Annotated in this window: 11 protein-coding genes; 10 read left to right on the top strand and 1 reads right to left on the bottom strand. The window is 41.7% G+C overall.

Going from position 1 to position 16,523, the window contains the following annotated elements:
• The coding region (locus tag B4W83_RS08175) for a GH92 family glycosyl hydrolase (RefSeq protein ID WP_083022254.1) at nucleotides 1-2,102 on the bottom strand (2,102 nt) is incomplete at its 3' end.
• A 170-nt stretch (nucleotides 2,103-2,272) separates the two neighbouring features.
• Here B4W83_RS08175 and B4W83_RS08170 point away from each other — a divergent pair.
• The 10 genes from B4W83_RS08170 to B4W83_RS08115 form a co-directional block, all read left to right on the top strand.
• Nucleotides 2,273-3,553, top strand: a complete 1,281-nt coding sequence (locus B4W83_RS08170; RefSeq protein ID WP_000640547.1) for a glycoside hydrolase family 125 protein — start codon at nucleotides 2,273-2,275, stop codon at nucleotides 3,551-3,553.
• 226 nt (nucleotides 3,554-3,779) lie between these two features.
• On the top strand, nucleotides 3,780-6,425 hold the full coding sequence (locus tag B4W83_RS08160) for an alpha-mannosidase (RefSeq protein WP_000432748.1): 2,646 nt from the start codon (nucleotides 3,780-3,782) through the stop codon (nucleotides 6,423-6,425).
• A gap of 83 nt (nucleotides 6,426-6,508) precedes the next feature.
• Nucleotides 6,509-7,378 carry an ROK family protein gene (locus tag B4W83_RS08155; RefSeq protein WP_007284969.1) on the top strand — a complete coding sequence of 290 codons (870 nt, stop codon included), beginning with the start codon at nucleotides 6,509-6,511 and terminating at the stop codon, nucleotides 7,376-7,378.
• Nucleotides 7,372-9,252, top strand: a complete 1,881-nt coding sequence (locus B4W83_RS08150) for a beta-N-acetylhexosaminidase (protein ID WP_000251366.1) — start codon at nucleotides 7,372-7,374, stop codon at nucleotides 9,250-9,252. Before B4W83_RS08155 ends, B4W83_RS08150 begins: the two co-directional genes overlap by 7 nt.
• Nucleotides 9,253-9,554: 302 nt before the next feature.
• The gene (locus B4W83_RS08145) at nucleotides 9,555-9,878 is read left to right on the top strand and encodes an IS1096 element passenger TnpR family protein (RefSeq protein ID WP_422071037.1); all 324 of its coding nucleotides are present in this window, start codon (nucleotides 9,555-9,557) and stop codon (nucleotides 9,876-9,878) included.
• Nucleotides 9,879-10,646: 768 nt separating this feature from the next.
• The gene (locus tag B4W83_RS08135) at nucleotides 10,647-11,060 is read left to right on the top strand and encodes a hypothetical protein (RefSeq protein ID WP_230554378.1); all 414 of its coding nucleotides are present in this window, start codon (nucleotides 10,647-10,649) and stop codon (nucleotides 11,058-11,060) included.
• 322 nt (nucleotides 11,061-11,382) lie between these two features.
• The gene (locus B4W83_RS08130) at nucleotides 11,383-11,952 is read left to right on the top strand and encodes a hypothetical protein (RefSeq protein WP_000509514.1); all 570 of its coding nucleotides are present in this window, start codon (nucleotides 11,383-11,385) and stop codon (nucleotides 11,950-11,952) included.
• A 14-nt stretch (nucleotides 11,953-11,966) separates the two neighbouring features.
• Nucleotides 11,967-12,311 carry a hypothetical protein gene (locus B4W83_RS08125; RefSeq protein WP_000055345.1) on the top strand — a complete coding sequence of 115 codons (345 nt, stop codon included), beginning with the start codon at nucleotides 11,967-11,969 and terminating at the stop codon, nucleotides 12,309-12,311.
• Nucleotides 12,311-12,745: a protein-export chaperone SecB gene (locus tag B4W83_RS08120; protein ID WP_000096818.1), complete on the top strand. Its 435-nt coding sequence runs from the start codon at nucleotides 12,311-12,313 to the stop codon at nucleotides 12,743-12,745. The genes B4W83_RS08125 and B4W83_RS08120 overlap by 1 nt, the downstream gene beginning before the upstream one ends.
• Nucleotides 12,746-13,303: 558 nt before the next feature.
• Nucleotides 13,304-16,523 (top strand): DUF1542 domain-containing protein (locus B4W83_RS08115; protein WP_142246439.1); only part of this gene is annotated, 3,220 nt, incomplete at its 3' end.

The following is a 16,523-nucleotide window of genomic DNA, read 5'->3' as shown; positions in this document are numbered from 1 at the left end:
TTCGTTATTGGGCGGTTACGCTGATTTGGTAACCAGCTGAGGGTGAAGGTTAACTGCTCAGCTTTTAGGAGGTCTTGGTGTTGGATGCTAGACACTGGGGTCTTGTCCAGTCGGCATTCTTTGACAAAGTTGAAGTGGCTGTGGTTTTGCTCCGTATGAATATCTAGCCATTTACCTTCTTTAGCTAGGTAGATACGGAGGTGATTAAAGAGAGGGATTCCGAGATCATAGCTTGATTTTCCTGGACAGGTAGGATAAAATCCGAGAGCTGACCAGATGTACCAAGCAGAGAGACTGCCATTGTCTTCATCTCCAGGATAGGCTTGCCAACTTGGGTGAAAGGCTTTCTGACGGAGCGTCTTGATAAGAAGGGCAGTGTAGTCAGGGTAGTTGCTGTAACGGAAGAGATAAGGAATGTGGAAGCTCGGTTGGTTGGAAATAGCGACTTGTCCAAAAGGAGCGGTAGCCATCTCGCTCATTTCGTGAATCTCGTAACCATAGCCTGTTGTCTCAAAGAGGGGAGCATCTTGACAGGCTTTCAAAAGATAGTTGCTGAAGGCTTCTTTTCCACCCATAAGTTGGATTAAATCTGGGATGTCGTGGAGAACGCCTAAAGTTGCTTGGATGGCTGAACATTCGGCATAGTCGCGTCCCCAGCTATAAGGAGAGAAGTCAGGACGGAAGTTGCCTTGGCTGTCTCGCGCTCGCATGTAGCCTGTTTCAGCGTCAAATAGCTGGCGGTAATTTTGTGAAGCAGTCCTATAGATTTCCGCGATGTCATTCTGACCTAGTTTTTTGGCACAGCTGGCGATACAAAAGTCGCTATAGGCATAGTCTAGGGTATGACTGACGCTTTCGTGGTGGTCGGTAGAGAGGTAGCCCAGTTCTTGGTATTGGGCTAGCCCGTGACGACCATTGATGCCGAGAGGGTCGGACTTGCTGGCTGTTTCGAGCATGGCTTGAAGCAGTTCTTCTTCTAAGTCAGGAGCCATGTCCTTGCAGGCGCTATCTGCGATAATGCCGTCTAAAAGTGTACCTGGCATCATACCCCGTTCATCTGGAGCTAGCCATTTTGGAAGGAATCCAGTATTGCGGTAGCTATTGAGAAATCCTTCTAAAAAGCGGTGGTAGTGTTCCGGTATGATAAGGGCAAAGAGGGGGAAGGTAGTGCGGAAGGTATCCCAGAAGCCATTGTTGCTAAAGAGGACACCGGGCTTGACAGTGCCAGTGGCCAGATCCATGTGGATGGCTTGCCCTGATTCATCAATCTCATAAAAAGTCTGTGGGAAGAGGAAGAGTCTGTAGAGACAGTGGTCAAAGAAGGTTCGGTCAGCCTCTCCTGTCTCTATAACGTCAAAACGATGGAGGAGATTTTCCCAATCCGCTTGGGCACTTGATTTACAGTTATCAAAATCTTCTTGAGGTAGATTGATTAGAGCTTGAGAAGGAGAGATGAAAGAAGTGGCTAGTTGCATCTCGGTTTGACTACTTACTAAGTCAATTCGCCAGTCTCCCCCTTCTTGGCTGATAGCAAGAATATCCGTGTTCATTTGTAGGGCAGTGAACATCGTTAGCGAATTTTTGTTGGTTTCAGTTTTACCTTCTTGTCGCAGGGCAAGAGTTCGCTTATCTACTTGCTCTACTGTCAGTTCATCTGCTGCGTGAAGATAGAGGGAGAGGGCTTTGCCTTGCTTTTGCTTCAAACGAATAGAAGCACCGTAGCAAGTTGGTGTGAGCTGGGTTTCAATCTGATAGCGCAGGGAGAAAATCTTTAGATAATGAGGTTGGAAAGAGGCCTTATCCCTATCATAGGAAGATTGGCGGTGAAAGAGACTGTCTCCCCCAAGCTGACCTGTGACAGGTGTCAGAAGGAGCCAAGAGTAGTCCCCAATCCAAGGACTGGGCTGGTGAGTTAATCGAATCCCCTGAAAGATAGGCAGATGCGGATCAAAAAACCAAGATCCATCCTGGTCACTGGTCTGGGGCACAAAGTAATTCATCCCAAAAGGCACGCCTGTGTATGGCAGGGTATTTCCCCGAGAAAAGGCATGCTTGTTGGTAGTTCCAAAGCGGGTATCGATGGTTTCAAGTAGTGGTTTCATAGTCTTTCCTTTAGCTGTTTTTCTACATTATATCAGAAAAAGAGGGCCTTTAGAAAAGGAGTTTCAAAAATAACTATTTTGTAGAAAAATGACTATCATTTGTGTATGTATTTTCTGTCTCAAAAGCTATATACTGAACATGAAACTTGTTTGAAAGAGGGAATTGCACGATGATTTATTCGAAAGAAATTGTTAGAGAATGGCTAGATGAAGTGGCAGAGCGGGCTAAGGACCATCCAGAGTGGGTGGATGTTTTCGAGCGTTGCTACACCGACACCTTGGACAATACAGTTGAAATCCTAGAAGATGGTTCAACCTTTGTGCTCACAGGGGATATTCCTGCTATGTGGCTTCGGGATTCGACAGCCCAACTCAGACCCTACTTGCATGTGGCTAAAAGAGATGTCCTCCTGCGTCAGACTATTGCAGGTTTGGTCAAACGTCAGATGACCTTGGTACTCAAGGATCCTTATGCCAATTCCTTCAACATTGAGGAAAACTGGAAGGGGCACCATGAGACTGACCACACAGACCTTAATGGCTGGATTTGGGAACGCAAGTATGAGGTGGACTCGCTTTGCTATCCTTTGCAGTTGGCTTATCTCCTCTGGAAAGAAACTGGCGAGACTAGTCAGTTTGATGAGACTTTTGTCGCAGCGACTAAGGAAATTCTCCATCTGTGGACGGTGGAACAAGACCACAAGAACTCTCCTTATCGTTTTGTCCGAGATACGGACCGCAAGGAAGACACCTTGGTAAATGATGGCTTTGGACCTGATTTTGCAGTGACAGGCATGACCTGGTCAGCCTTTCGTCCGAGTGATGATTGCTGTCAGTATAGTTACTTGATTCCGTCCAATATGTTTGCTGTAGTAGTCTTGGGTTATGTGCAAGAAATCTTTGCAGAATTGAATCTAGCTGATAGCGAGAGTGTTATCACAGACGCCAAGCGCCTCCAGTCTGAAATCCAAGAAGGAATCGAAAACTATGCCTACACTACCAACAGCAAGGGCGAAAAGATTTATGCCTTTGAAGTGGATGGTCTAGGAAATGCCAGCATCATGGATGATCCAAACGTACCAAGTTTGTTGGCTGCGCCTTATCTGGGCTACTGCGATGTCAACGATGAAGTGTATCAAGCAACTCGTCGTACCATTCTGAGCCCTGAAAATCCATACTTCTACCAAGGAGAATACGCTAGCGGTCTCGGAAGTTCTCATACCTTCTATCGCTATATCTGGCCCATCGCCCTGTCTATCCAAGGCTTGACAACAAGAGATAAGGCAGAGAAGAAATTCTTGCTAGATCAGCTGGTTGCTTGCGATGGTGGTACAGGTGTTATGCATGAAAGCTTCCACGTAGATGACCCAACTCTTTATTCTCGTGAATGGTTCTCTTGGGCTAACATGATGTTCTGTGAATTGGTCTTGGATTACCTAGATATTCGCTAGGGAACATGCTTTATATTCTTCGAAAATCTCTTCAAACTACGTCAGCTTTATCTGCAACCTCAAAGCTGTGCTTTGAGCAGCCTACGGCTAGCTTCCTAGTTTGCTCTTTGATTTTCATTGAGTATAAGGAGCTCGCCTTCGCTTCACTGATTCTTGGAAAGAATCACAAATTTACATCCAAAAACGTTAACAATAAAAATTTAAATTTAGAATGAGGTTTTACTTCATGGAAAATGTTGTCGTACATATTATCTCACATAGTCACTGGGACCGTGAGTGGTACTTGCCTTTTGAAAGCCACCGTATGCAGTTGGTGGAATTGTTTGACAATCTCTTTGATCTCTTTGAAAATGATCCTGAGTTCAAGAGTTTCCATTTAGATGGACAAACTATTGTCCTTGATGACTACTTGCAAATTCGCCCTGAAAATCGCGACAAAGTCCAACGATACATCGACGAAGGCAAACTTAAAATTGGTCCTTTTTACATCTTGCAAGATGACTACTTGATTTCAAGTGAAGCCAACGTCCGCAATACCTTGATTGGTCAAGCAGAATGTGCAAAATGGGGCAAATCAACCCAGATTGGTTACTTCCCAGATACCTTTGGAAATATGGGACAAGCGCCTCAAATTCTTCAAAAATCAGGTATTCACGTGGCAGCCTTTGGGCGTGGTGTGAAGCCGATTGGGTTTGATAACCAAGTCCTTGAAGATGAGCAGTTTACTTCCCAGTTTTCAGAAATGTACTGGCAGGGTGCGGATGGAAGTCGTGTCCTCGGTATCCTCTTTGCCAACTGGTACAGTAATGGGAATGAAATCCCAGTTGACAAAGATGAGGCCTTGACCTTTTGGAAACAAAAACTGGCAGACGTGCGTGCCTACGCTTCGACCAACCAGTGGTTGATGATGAACGGCTGTGACCATCAACCTGTCCAGAAAAATTTGAGTGAAGCCATTCGTGTGGCAAATGAACTCTTCCCAGATGTAACCTTTCTTCATAGTTCTTTTGATGAGTATGTCCAAGCCGTGGAAGGTGCTCTACCAGAGAAGTTATCAACGGTTACAGGCGAGTTGACCAGTCAGGAAACTGATGGTTGGTACACACTTGCCAACACTTCTTCATCTCGTATTTATCTCAAACAATCTTTCCAAGAAAATAGCAACCTCCTAGAGCAAGTGGTAGAACCCTTGACGATTATCACTGGGGGTCATAACCACAAGGACCAGTTGACCTATGCTTGGAAAACACTTTTGCAGAATGCGCCGCATGATAGCATCTGTGGCTGTAGCGTGGACGAAGTTCACCGTGAGATGGAAACCCGTTTTGCCAAGGTCAATCAGGTAGGAAACTTTGTTAAGACCAATCTTCTTAACGAATGGAAGGGCAAAATCGCTACAGCTAAGGCTCAAAGTGACTATCTCTTTACGGTTATTAACACAGGTTTGCATGATAAGGTCGATACTGTCAGCACAGTGATTGATGTGGCGACTTGTGATTTCAAGGAATTGCACCCAACAGAAGGTTACAAGAAGATGGCTGCTCTTACCTTGCCAAGTTACCGTGTGGAGGACTTGGATGGGCGTCCTGTAGAGGCTAAAATCGAAGACCTTGGGGCTAATTTTGAGTACGATTTACCAAAAGACAAGTTTCGCCAAGCTCGTATCGCTCGCCAAGTGCGCGTGACCATTCCAGTTCACCTAGCGCCACTTTCTTGGACAACCTTCCAATTGCTGGAAGGAGAGCAAGAACACCGTGAAGGCATTTACCAAAACGGAGTGATTGATACGCCATTTGTAACGGTGAGTGTGGATGACAACATCACAGTCTATGATAAGACAACTCACGAAGCCTATGAAGATTTTATCCGCTTCGAAGACCGTGGTGACATCGGAAACGAGTATATCTATTTCCAACCAAAAGGAACAGAGCCAATCTATGCAGAGCTTAAGGGCTACGAGGTCTTGGAAAACACAGCTCGCTATGCTAAGATTTTGCTCAAACATGAATTGACCGTGCCTGTCAGTGCAGATGAAAAGCTAGAAGAAGAGCAAAAAGGCATCATCGAGTTTATGAAGCGTGAAGCTGGACGTTCAGAAGAATTGACAAACATTCCTCTGGAAACTGAGTTGACTGTCTTCGTTGACAATCCACAAATCCGTTGCAAGACTCGCTTTACCAATACTGCCAAAGACCATCGTATCCGTCTCTTGGTCAAGACTCACAACACGCGTCCAAGCAACGATTCTGAAAGCATTTATGAGGTGGTGACACGACCAAATAAACCAGCGGCTTCATGGGAAAATCCTGAAAATCCTCAACACCAACAAGCCTTTGTTAGTCTGTATGACGATGAAAAAGGTGTGACTGTATCCAACAAGGGATTGAATGAATACGAAATCCTTGGAGACGACACCATTGCAGTGACTATTTTGCGTGCATCAGGTGAGTTGGGAGACTGGGGTTACTTCCCAACACCAGAAGCACAATGCTTGCGTGAGTTTGAAGTCGAGTTTGCGCTTGAATGCCACCAAGCCCAAGAACGCTTCTCAGCCTATCGTCGCGCTAAAGCCTTGCAGACACCATTTACTAGCCTTCAGCTTGCTAGACAGGAAGGAAGCGTGGTTGCGACTGGTAGCCTCTTGAGCCATTCTGTTCTCAGCATACCGCAAATCTGTCCAACAGCCTTTAAGGTAGCTGAAAATGAAGAAGGATATGTCCTCCGTTACTACAATATGTGTAGTGAAAATGTGCGTGTACCGGAAAGTCAACATCTCTTCCTTGACCTACTTGAACGACCATACCCAGTTCATAGAGGCCTCATTTCACCACAAGAAATTCGTACAGAATTCATCAAAAAAGAAGAAATTTAATTTCAAAAAGTAAACATAAAAAGAAAGGAGGGGCGAAAAGGTAAGAACTAACTGCTGATTTGCCCCTTTTTATGGTAAAAACAATGACCATTGCAACGATTGATATCGGAGGGACTGGGATTAAGTTTGCCAGTCTAACTCCTGATGGGAAAATACTAGATAAGACAAGCATTTCAACGCCAGAAAGCTTGGAGGATTTATTAGCTTGGTTAGACCAGCGCTTGTCAGAGCAGGATTACAGTGGGATTGCTATGAGCGTTCCAGGCGCGGTCAATCAAGAGACAGGTGTGATTGACGGCTTCAGTGCCGTGCCCTACATTCACGGATTTTCTTGGTATGAGGCGCTTAGCTCTTATCAGCTACCTGCCCATCTGGAAAATGATGCCAACTGCGTTGGACTCAGTGAATTACTAGCTCATCCAGAGCTTGAAAACGCTGCCTGTGTCGTGATTGGGACAGGGATTGGCGGAGCCATGATGATCAATGGCAGACTGCATCGAGGTCACCACGGTCTGGGTGGAGAATTTGGCTACATGACAACCCTTGCCCCTGCTGAAAAGCTCAACAACTGGTCGCAACTAGCGTCAACTGGAAATATGGTGCGATACGTGATTGAAAAATCTGGTCAGACTGATTGGGACGGTCGCAAGATTTACCAAGAGGCCGCAGCAGGAAATGACCTTTGCCAAGAAGCCATTGAGCGCATGAACCGCAATTTGGCGCAAGGCTTGCTCAATATCCAGTATCTGATTGATCCAGATGTCATCAGTCTGGGAGGCTCTATCAGTCAAAATCCAGATTTTATCCAAGGTGTCAAGGAAGCTGTTGAAGACTTTGTCGATACCTACGAAGAATACACGGTCGCACCCGTTATCCAAGCCTGCACCTATCATGCAGATGCTAATCTCTACGGTGCCTTTGTCAACTGGTTACAGGAGGAAAACCAATGGTAAGATTTACAGGATTTAGTCCCAAACAAGCGCAAGCTATTGAAGTATTAAAAAATCACATTTCTCTGCCAGATGTTGAGGTGTCAGTCACTCAGTCTGATCAAGCCTCTATCTCTATCAAGGGTGAGGGTGGCCACTATCAATTGACCTACCGCAAACCTCACCAACTTTATCGTGCCTTGTCCTTGTTGGCAACGGCTCTAGTAGAAGCTGATAAAGTGGAGATTGAAGAACAGGCGGCTTATGAAGATCTAGCCTACATGGCTGACTGTTCGCGAAATGCGGTGCTGAATGTGGCTTCTGCCAAGCAGATGATTGAGGTCTTGGCTCTCATGGGCTACTCAACCTTTGAGCTTTACATGGAAGACACCTACCAGATTGAAGGGCAGCCTTACTTTGGCTATTTCCGTGGAGCCTACTCAGCTGAGGAGTTGCAGGAAATCGAAGCCTATGCCCAGCAGTTTGACATGACCTTTGTGCCCTGCATCCAGACCTTGGCCCACTTGTCAGCCTTCGTCAAATGGGGTGTCAAAGAAGTGCAGGAACTCCGTGATGTAGAGGACATTCTCCTCATTGGCGAAGAAAAGGTTTATGACCTGATTGATGGCATGTTTGCCACCCTGTCTAAGCTACAAACACGCAAGGTCAATATCGGGATGGACGAAGCCCACTTGGTTGGCTTGGGACGTTACTTGATATTGAACGGTGTTGTGGATCGTAGTCTCCTAATGTGTCAACACTTGGAGCGCGTGCTGGATATTGCTGACAAATATGGTTTCCACTGCCAGATGTGGAGCGATATGTTCTTCAAACTCATGTCAGCGGATGGTCAGTACGACCGTGATGTGGAAATTCCAGAGGAAACGCGTGTCTACCTAGACCGTCTCAAAGACCGTGTGACATTGGTTTACTGGGACTATTATCAGGATAGTGAGGAAAAATACAACCGTAATTTCCGCAATCATCATAAGATTAGTCATGACCTTGCCTTTGCAGGTGGTGCTTGGAAGTGGATTGGTTTTACACCCAACAACCATTTCAGCCGTCTAGTGGCTATCGAGGCCAATAAAGCCTGTCGTGCCAATGACATCAAAGAAGTCATCGTGACGGGTTGGGGGGACAATGGTGGTGAGACAGCTCAGTTTTCTATTCTCCCAAGCTTGCAAATCTGGGCAGAACTCAGCTATCGCAATGACCTAGACCGTTTGTCTGCTCATTTCCAGACCAATACAGGCCTATCGGTTGAGGACTTTATGCAGATTGACCTTGCCAACCTCTTGCCAGACTTGCCGGACAATCTCAGTGGCATCAATCCCAACCGCTATGTCTTTTATCAGGATGTTCTTTGTCCCATTCTTGACCGACACATGACACCTGAACAGGACAAACCACACTTCGCTCAAGCTGCTGAGACGCTTGCTGACATTAAAGAAAAAGCAGGAAACTATGCTTATCTCTTTGAAACTCAGACCCAGTTGAACCAGATTTTAAGTAGCAAAGTGGATGTAGGAAGACGCATTCGTCAGGCTTACCAAGTGGGCGATAAAGAAAGTCTACAAGAAATCGCAAGGCAAGAATTACCAGAACTCAGAAGCGCGATCGAACACTTCCATGCCCTCTTTAGCCACCAATGGTTGAAGGAAAACAAGGTCTTTGGTTTGGATACAGTTGACATCCGTATGGGCGGACTCTTGCAACGCATCAAGCGAGCAGAAAGCCGTATCGAGGCTTATCTGGCTGGTCAGCTTGACCGCATCGATGAGCTGGAAGTAGAAATTCTGCCATTTAACGACTTCTACGCAGACAAGGGCTTCGCAGCCACAACAGCCAACCAGTGGCATACCATTGCGACAGCTTCAACGATTTATACGACATAAAAAACAAGAACACCTTGCCTTGAGTAGGGTGTTTCGCGTGAAACAGAAGAATTATCTAGTTTCAAATGCCACAGTTAGACAAACTTATGATAAAATAGCAGAAAGGGAATGTTTCCTAAGAGCAATTCTATCGATTAGCAATTGGAGGTATTGTGGTACACTTAAAATTAGTAAAACAAGAAATAGAAGCTGAAAAGCCAGCATCTGTAGAAGCCTGGGTCATTTTCGTCAAATTTTAAAAAGGTTGCTACCGACATATACAAATTCCAAAAACAAAAACGTTAGCAGAACTAGCAGATGTGATTTTATGGAGTTTTGATTTTGCAAATGCTCATGCTCATGCATTTTTCATGGATAATGTTGCGTGGAGTCATGCAGATTCTTACTTTCTTAGCTTTGTTAGTGACGATGTTGAAGAACGTTACACAGAAAATGTCTATCTGGATACCCTAAGTGTCAAACAAAAATTTAAGTTTATTTTCGACTTCGGTGATGAATGGCGTTTTGAATGCCAAGTGCTGAGAGAAATCGAGACAGAGGGCGAAGAAGCTTATCTCGTACGTTCGGTTGGAACGCCGCCAGAACAATATCCAGATTATGATGGTTTTGACTATGAAGAATGGTAAAATTGATTGTTAAACAATCTAAAAAACAATTGGAATCAGTCTGTGTAGGCTTAGTATTTCAATTGTTTTTTTGTGATGGTTTCAGATAAGAGAGTTTTTTAATACTCAATGAAAATCAAAGAGCAAACTAGGAAGCTAGCTGTAGGTTGCTCAAAACACTGTTTTGAGGTTTCAGGTGGAAGCTGAGGAGGTTTGAAGAGATTTTCGAAGAGTATAAATTTGTTGAGGGTGTAGCTAATACGTATTCAGTCTGGTAGATTGAGAAAACTTGATAAAAAATTAGATAGTGCTAGAATAACATTAACGAAAGACATTTGAGGGCAGAAAGGTTCCTGCCACACCTTGCAAAAAGGTATCTGAGATGCTGGGTACACCGACCAGCCAAGGGTCCGTTATTTCAAGGGAGGGGCTTAAATGCTCTTTTTTATTTAAAAATTTCAAAATAGATTACACTCACCGCAGGCTTAGGCTTGCGTTTTTTTTGTTTGACAAAATTAAAAAAATGTGTAAGAATAAGGAGAATTGAAAACAGGAAAACTCACCTCCTTTCGATTCGTCTAGCCTTTTCGTGAGGCAATGAGGGGGCGGAGAGACGCGCTCGTCAACAGAAGTATCTCATTGGAAATGTTGCTCACTTTTTAGTGAGCTTTTTATCTAGAGAATAGAAATGAAAAGCAAAAAGTTAAAATTAGGTCAAATTGATTTAAAATGTGCAAGGATTACGACCTTATTCAAGCGATGGACTATGACTTTAAGACGAAGGAAGTAATGAATAAAGGAAGGGGATTTGCGGTAACTGTTGTCAAAATACAGGGGCTAACTTTCTTGATTCCATTTAGAAGTTATATTCCTAAAAAGTATCAGTTGAAGTATAAGCTTCGAAATTCAGCAAAAGAAGGGTATGTTGAAGGATTAGATATTGGTAAAACCTTGATTTTAGAAGATGAAAGTTATTTGCTAAATACTACTTTTCGACTTCGAAAAATCGAAGATTATTATAAAGTAATGGACAATGATAGAGCTATAATTAATAAGTTAGTGAAAGCTATTATAGACTATAACCGTGCTTTAGAAATGAACGATAGAAACAAACTTGAAGATCCTAAACGCTTTAAATTCTCAACATTCCAGAATTATTCTACTAGATTAAGAGTCATAACAGAAAAAGACTATTTAGAATAGATAATGTTTTTGCAGGTTCTGGCTTGCATTTCTATTTTGCAAAAACACGCATTTTGAACGATTAGAACCAGAAATTACAATCCTATTCTTCAAAAAAGCGTTTTCTTGAAGAATGGAAAAAGCCCGATTTTATGGGGTTTTAATTCTGATAAAATCCGATAATTTCGGCATGATAAGGTGAGGTAGTTATTGTCTTAATGCTCAGTTACGTTCTGGAAATCGCTAGAATTTTTTCAAAAAATCCCGTAATAGTTGAATTATCTAAGCTTTAACAGTATAATTAAGCTAGTAGCTTCATCAGGAGGTTCTATGCTACAATATAGTGGGTGGCACGGCACCACCAATAAAAGAAAAGATTCTATCTGCTGGTTTTTCTTATGAGAAATATAAACCTGGTATTCATAAACAGAGACATCCGAACGATTTGGGTAATGGTATTTACTTTTTTCTACCTTTTGACAAAGATACTGGTAAAACGATTGCTTCTGCTTATGTAGCAAAGTATAAGTCATTTGAACTAAGCAAACCCGGGGTTAGGCCTGAGTTAATTCATGCTGAAATCATCCTAAGCTCTATGAACAATATTTTTATGTTGGATGACCCAGCAAACCAAAGCTTATTAGAGGAATATCGACAAGCAGCATCTATTCAAATTGAACGTGAGATTACAGATATTGCAGATAGCGGAGCCAAAAATAGAGCTACTCTTCTTAACCAAAATCAAGGATTAATTATTGAACTGTTGCTTGATTTAGCGTCTCAGCATGGGAAGAATTATGAAGCCGTGCAGTCTAAAACATATACAGATATTCCATTTTTATCAGTAATTAACGGAAAGAACGGAGAGGAAATTTGTATCCGTGATTTAAATTGTATTACAAACATTTTATAAATAAGGAGGCTTTTATGAGTTTATTGTCAAACTTTTTAGGAACTGAAGAATTTTCTTTGATGGATTCTCCAATGTTCCAAGAATTAGTTGAAAATATTAAGGCCAACAAAATTTATTCAGTAAACAATGAATTTGATTATGATTTGAATATATCAGGAAGTCTTAAAAAATATAAAGATGAAATCCATTTTACTCCTCAATTAAATAATCAAAAAGAGTTTGATGATTTGAATTCTGTAACTAAAGTAAATGCAATGCCTAAATATAATATAAAAAACAAGAAGTCATGTTTTTCATATTTACCAATAGATTCTGAAAACTTAATTACAACAAAAGAAAATAGTGAGGTGGCAGCTTAATGTCCTCTTTACAATTTAAAGATTACTTTTTAAATGAAGTATCGTATCGAAGAAATCCTAGTTTTGACCAAACAAATAGTACTATTAATTTACAGCCTGAATTGTCTGCACAGATTTTAATAAGAAAATCTGAAAACCTTGCTTATGTTAACTTGATAACAAAGCAAGGAAATATAGATTCAGATGATTCTGCTTTTGAGCTTATTGTAGATATTGTTGGAGAATTTTCATTTATATATGACGAGACAGAATTTGATATTGATTTTGAAACTTTTCTTAAAGAGAATGGTTTAGCAATTCTTTGGTCCTATATTCGGCCTATCGTATCTGATATGATTACTCGGGGTAATGAGTTCCCCAACTTCATATTGCCTGTCGTTAACATTAAAAAAATGCTTGAAGACAAAGATTCTATCAAGTTAACATACGAATAAAAACAGTGTATATATTTTTCAAAGCTCCAATGAAATGCTTTCACATTTAAAAGGTATTCGGAGAACTATAAATCAAAATTGTGATAAAAATAAATAGGACCAAAGAGTTTTGTATGATAGTAGTGCAATTTGAAACTCTAGCTGTTTCTCGAGCTTATCGTTCTTGAACTATAAAATATTTCTAAAAAACTGATAGAATCATATATTTTAATAATATACGAAGAATAACGCTGATTTTTCAAGCGTTTTTTCTTTTAAAACAGCTAGCAGGTGGTGAAGTGAAAAGCTTGACGATCAAGTCAAACAATGTTGGTTTCAGCTTGCCGTATATATGTTGAGGCTGGGTAAAAAACAAATTTCAGGAGAAAATGAAGTCAATATTTCCACGATAAGATACATGATATCAAGCTTAGTTCATAATGTTTGATTTATAAAAAGAAAGAGAGTATAATGAGTTAAACCTACCTAAAGTATGCTCAAATATTTTAGGGGGGGCTTTTTATTTGCCCTTCCATTATATATTAACCGATAATTATCGGAAAAGGAGCAAAATGATATATGTTTTATAAAGGTAATGAAGATAGAGAAAAGCGCTTGCGGTTTTCGATTCGTAAGGTTAGTTTTGGAGCGGCCTCGGTAGCCGTGGCGGCGCTGTATCTCTTTATGGGAAGTGGAGCGGTATCTGCTGAGGAAGCGCAGGCCATACAGTCAAATGAGGAGGTGGCAGCTGATAAGGATTCGGAAATAGAGAAAAAATCAGAGGAACAGCAGCCAACCTACGCTGCTCCTGCTGCAAAGGAACAAGGATCTGCAACCAATACTGAAGCAGGGGATGAAGGCAAGCAAGAAAGTCATCCAGAGACCAAAGAGGAAGAAGCCAACTCATCTGAAAGAAGCGAAACTACAACAAAGACTCAATCGGATGAAGACTCTGTGAGTGGGGACTCTAGCTCTCCAAAATCTGAAGGTGAAGGTACAAGATCAGAAGAAGCAAGCAGCAAGCCAAAAGTACGTAAAAGACGTGATGCAGACCCTGCCCCACCAGCGACTGCAGCTGATGCCGATTCAGATGCAAATCAGACTTATGAAGCTCCAGGGAATGATGCAGGACTAGATGAATTAAAAGAAAAACTAGAAAAATTACCAAGCGCTATCCAAAATAACACAAAAATTAATAATATGAATGAATTAGGGGATAAAACAAATACACAATTGGGCCAAGTTCAAAATATTAAAGAATTCGGTGGTTGGAAAGCTGTAGGAGAAAATGGGAAATTTGCAATTGCAAGGAAAACTGGAGATGGAGTTTTTCCGATTGAAACAGTAAATACCGTGTATAGTGAACAAAGGGGGAGAAATAAGCACTATAGGACATATACAGGGGAACAAGCTTTTGATAGGACAAGTAACTATATCTTGTTGTTATCAGAGGTAAGGACGCATGCTAGCTCTACTGAGGCGGCCTACGATAATTCTGAATATAGAGGAACAGGATTATCGGGCAACACTGCCAAAGCTCTTAAGGATTATAATGGAATAGAGAAAACTTTCAAAACTTATTCAACGGAGCTAGGGTCAAAAGTAAAAATTCAATTCAAAACAGGATATACTGGTGATATTAATGGAACAAAGGCTAAATATAAAGTTGAAGTTATTTCTAATCAAAATGGAATGAAGAAAGTAATATATTCAAAAGTATTTGACCCTCAAAAACGATTAAGTGATGAAGAAGCGACAGTTACTGCAGCAACAGATGGTAATGGTAAGTTTATTCGTAGCGAATATAATAATCGTAATCTAAACAAGACAGAAGTAGAAAGTAAAATGACAGGAGATTATATTCCGACAGGGAGAGCAGGTACATTTGAAAGTAGAGAGATTGATTTAGAAAAAGGTGTTACGGATTATGCAGTACGAATTAGCTCTGCTGATAATGAACATTTAGGAATGGGTTATCAATCCCCATTAAGACAGTATGCATTACCAATATCAGGTTTAAGCTTTAATATTACTCAAAATACTAATAAAATAGCTAAAGATTTATTAACTAAAATTTATACTAAATTGAAAGAAACAGCTGATGAGGATGAAAGAGGGATGACATCAGAATCTAAGGATGCTTATAATGCTGAATTGGAGAACGTAAAAAATCTCATAGAAAATATTAATTTAGACACTACTGATAATTATAAAACGGCGTTAAAAAATGTTCTACAAAAACAAAAAGAACTAACAGCGGATAAGACAGAACTTACAGAAGCTAAAACAGCTCTTGAGGCCTTGACGGGTGAATCTGATCCAACAGGTGATAAAACGACCGAAAGTAAAGCGGCTTATGACCAAGCAAAAGTTGCAGCAGAAACAGCTCTTGAGAAAGCTAGACAGGTTATTGAGAATGACAATGCGACTCCACAACAAGTGTCAGAAGCTCTAGCAGAAGTAAAGGCTAAGAAAGCTAAACTTGAAGAAGCGAAAGCTGGATTAACAGAAAAGGCTACTAATGAACAAAAAGACGCCTTAGCTGAAGAACAGGTTAATAAAGATTTGGAGTTAGCTGATAAATCTAATAAAACTCCAGAAAGTATTCAAGCATATGAAGCAGAAGTAGCTAAGTTGCAAGCAGATTTAGACGCAGCGAAAGAGGCAGCTAAAGTAGTGGTGGCCAAGGGCGACAATGCGACCAAAGCAGAAGCTACAGAAGCTCAATCTAAAGTAGAAGCAGCGAAAACAGCTTTAGACAAAGCAGCAGAATTATTGAAAGCTCTTGATAGAGATGGTGCTAAAAAAGAAATTGCAGCTGCTGCTAAAAAAGCGATAGATGCTATTGAAGCTAGTACAACCTTAACGCCAGAACAAAAGGCGGAAGAAAAAGCAAAAGTAGATAAAGAAGCAAAATATGCAACAGATGCTATTGATAAAGCAACAACTGAAGATGGTATCAATTCTGCAAAAGATAAAGGAAAATTAGCTATCGAAAAAGAAGTTGCAATTACAGCAATCAATGCTGAAAAAACAGCGAAAGAAAAAGAAATCGATAATAATTCTAACTTATCCGACGATGAAAAAGCAGCGGCTAAGAAACAAGCCCAAGCGGCAGCGGACAAAGCTACCCAAGCCATTGACGCAGCAAACGACCAAGCAGGCGTGGACAAAGCGCAAGCAGACGGAATTGCCGCAGTAGCAGCAGTTAATCCAGTGGCTAAAGACAAAGCTAAAGAAGCAGTAGCAGCTAAGCTTAAGGAAAAAGAAGCCGAGATTGATGCGAACGCACAACTTTCAGATGCAGAAAAAGCAGTGGCTAAGAAACAAGCTAAAGCGGCAGCGGACAAAGCTATCCAAGCCATTGACGCAGCAAGCGACCAAGCAGGCGTGGACAAAGCGCAAGCAGATGGAATTGCCGCAATAGCAGCAGTTAACCCAGTGGCTAAAGACAAGGCTAAGGACAAAGCTAAGGAAGCAGTAGCAGCTAAGCTTAAGGAAAAAGAAGCCGAGATTGATGCGAACGCACAACTTTCAGATGCAGAAAAAGCAGTGGCTAAGAAACAAGCTAAAGCGGCAGCGGACAAAGCTATCCAAGCCATTGACGCAGCAAGCGACCAAGCAGGCGTGGACAAAGCGCAAGCAGACGGAATTGCCGCAGTAGCAGCAGTTAATCCAGTGGCTAAGGACAAAGCTAAGGAAGCAGTAGCAGCTAAGCTTAAGGAAAAAGAAGCCGAGATTGATGCGAACGCACAACTTTCAGATGCAGAAAAAGCAGCGGCTAAGAAACAAGCTAAAG

The sequence above is a fragment of the Streptococcus pseudopneumoniae ATCC BAA-960 = CCUG 49455 genome (assembly GCF_002087075.1).
Classification (GTDB): Bacteria; Bacillota; Bacilli; order Lactobacillales; family Streptococcaceae; genus Streptococcus; species Streptococcus pseudopneumoniae.
The sequence above is the reverse complement of the archived record's forward strand: the minus strand, read 5'-3'. Positions and strand labels throughout refer to the sequence as shown.

Excerpts from the sequence above, each read along its gene's own strand:
- B4W83_RS08120 (WP_000096818.1), top strand. The coding sequence starts at position 12,311 with ATGTCCTCTTTACAATTTAAAGATTACTTTTTAAATGAAGTATCGTAT.
- B4W83_RS08160 (WP_000432748.1), top strand. The coding sequence starts at position 3,780 with ATGGAAAATGTTGTCGTACATATTATCTCACATAGTCACTGGGACCGT.
- B4W83_RS08135 (WP_230554378.1), top strand. The coding sequence starts at position 10,647 with ATGAATAAAGGAAGGGGATTTGCGGTAACTGTTGTCAAAATACAGGGG.
- B4W83_RS08150 (WP_000251366.1), top strand. The coding sequence starts at position 7,372 with ATGGTAAGATTTACAGGATTTAGTCCCAAACAAGCGCAAGCTATTGAA.
- B4W83_RS08125 (WP_000055345.1), top strand. The coding sequence starts at position 11,967 with ATGAGTTTATTGTCAAACTTTTTAGGAACTGAAGAATTTTCTTTGATG.
- B4W83_RS08155 (WP_007284969.1), top strand. The coding sequence starts at position 6,509 with ATGACCATTGCAACGATTGATATCGGAGGGACTGGGATTAAGTTTGCC.
- B4W83_RS08170 (WP_000640547.1), top strand. The coding sequence starts at position 2,273 with ATGATTTATTCGAAAGAAATTGTTAGAGAATGGCTAGATGAAGTGGCA.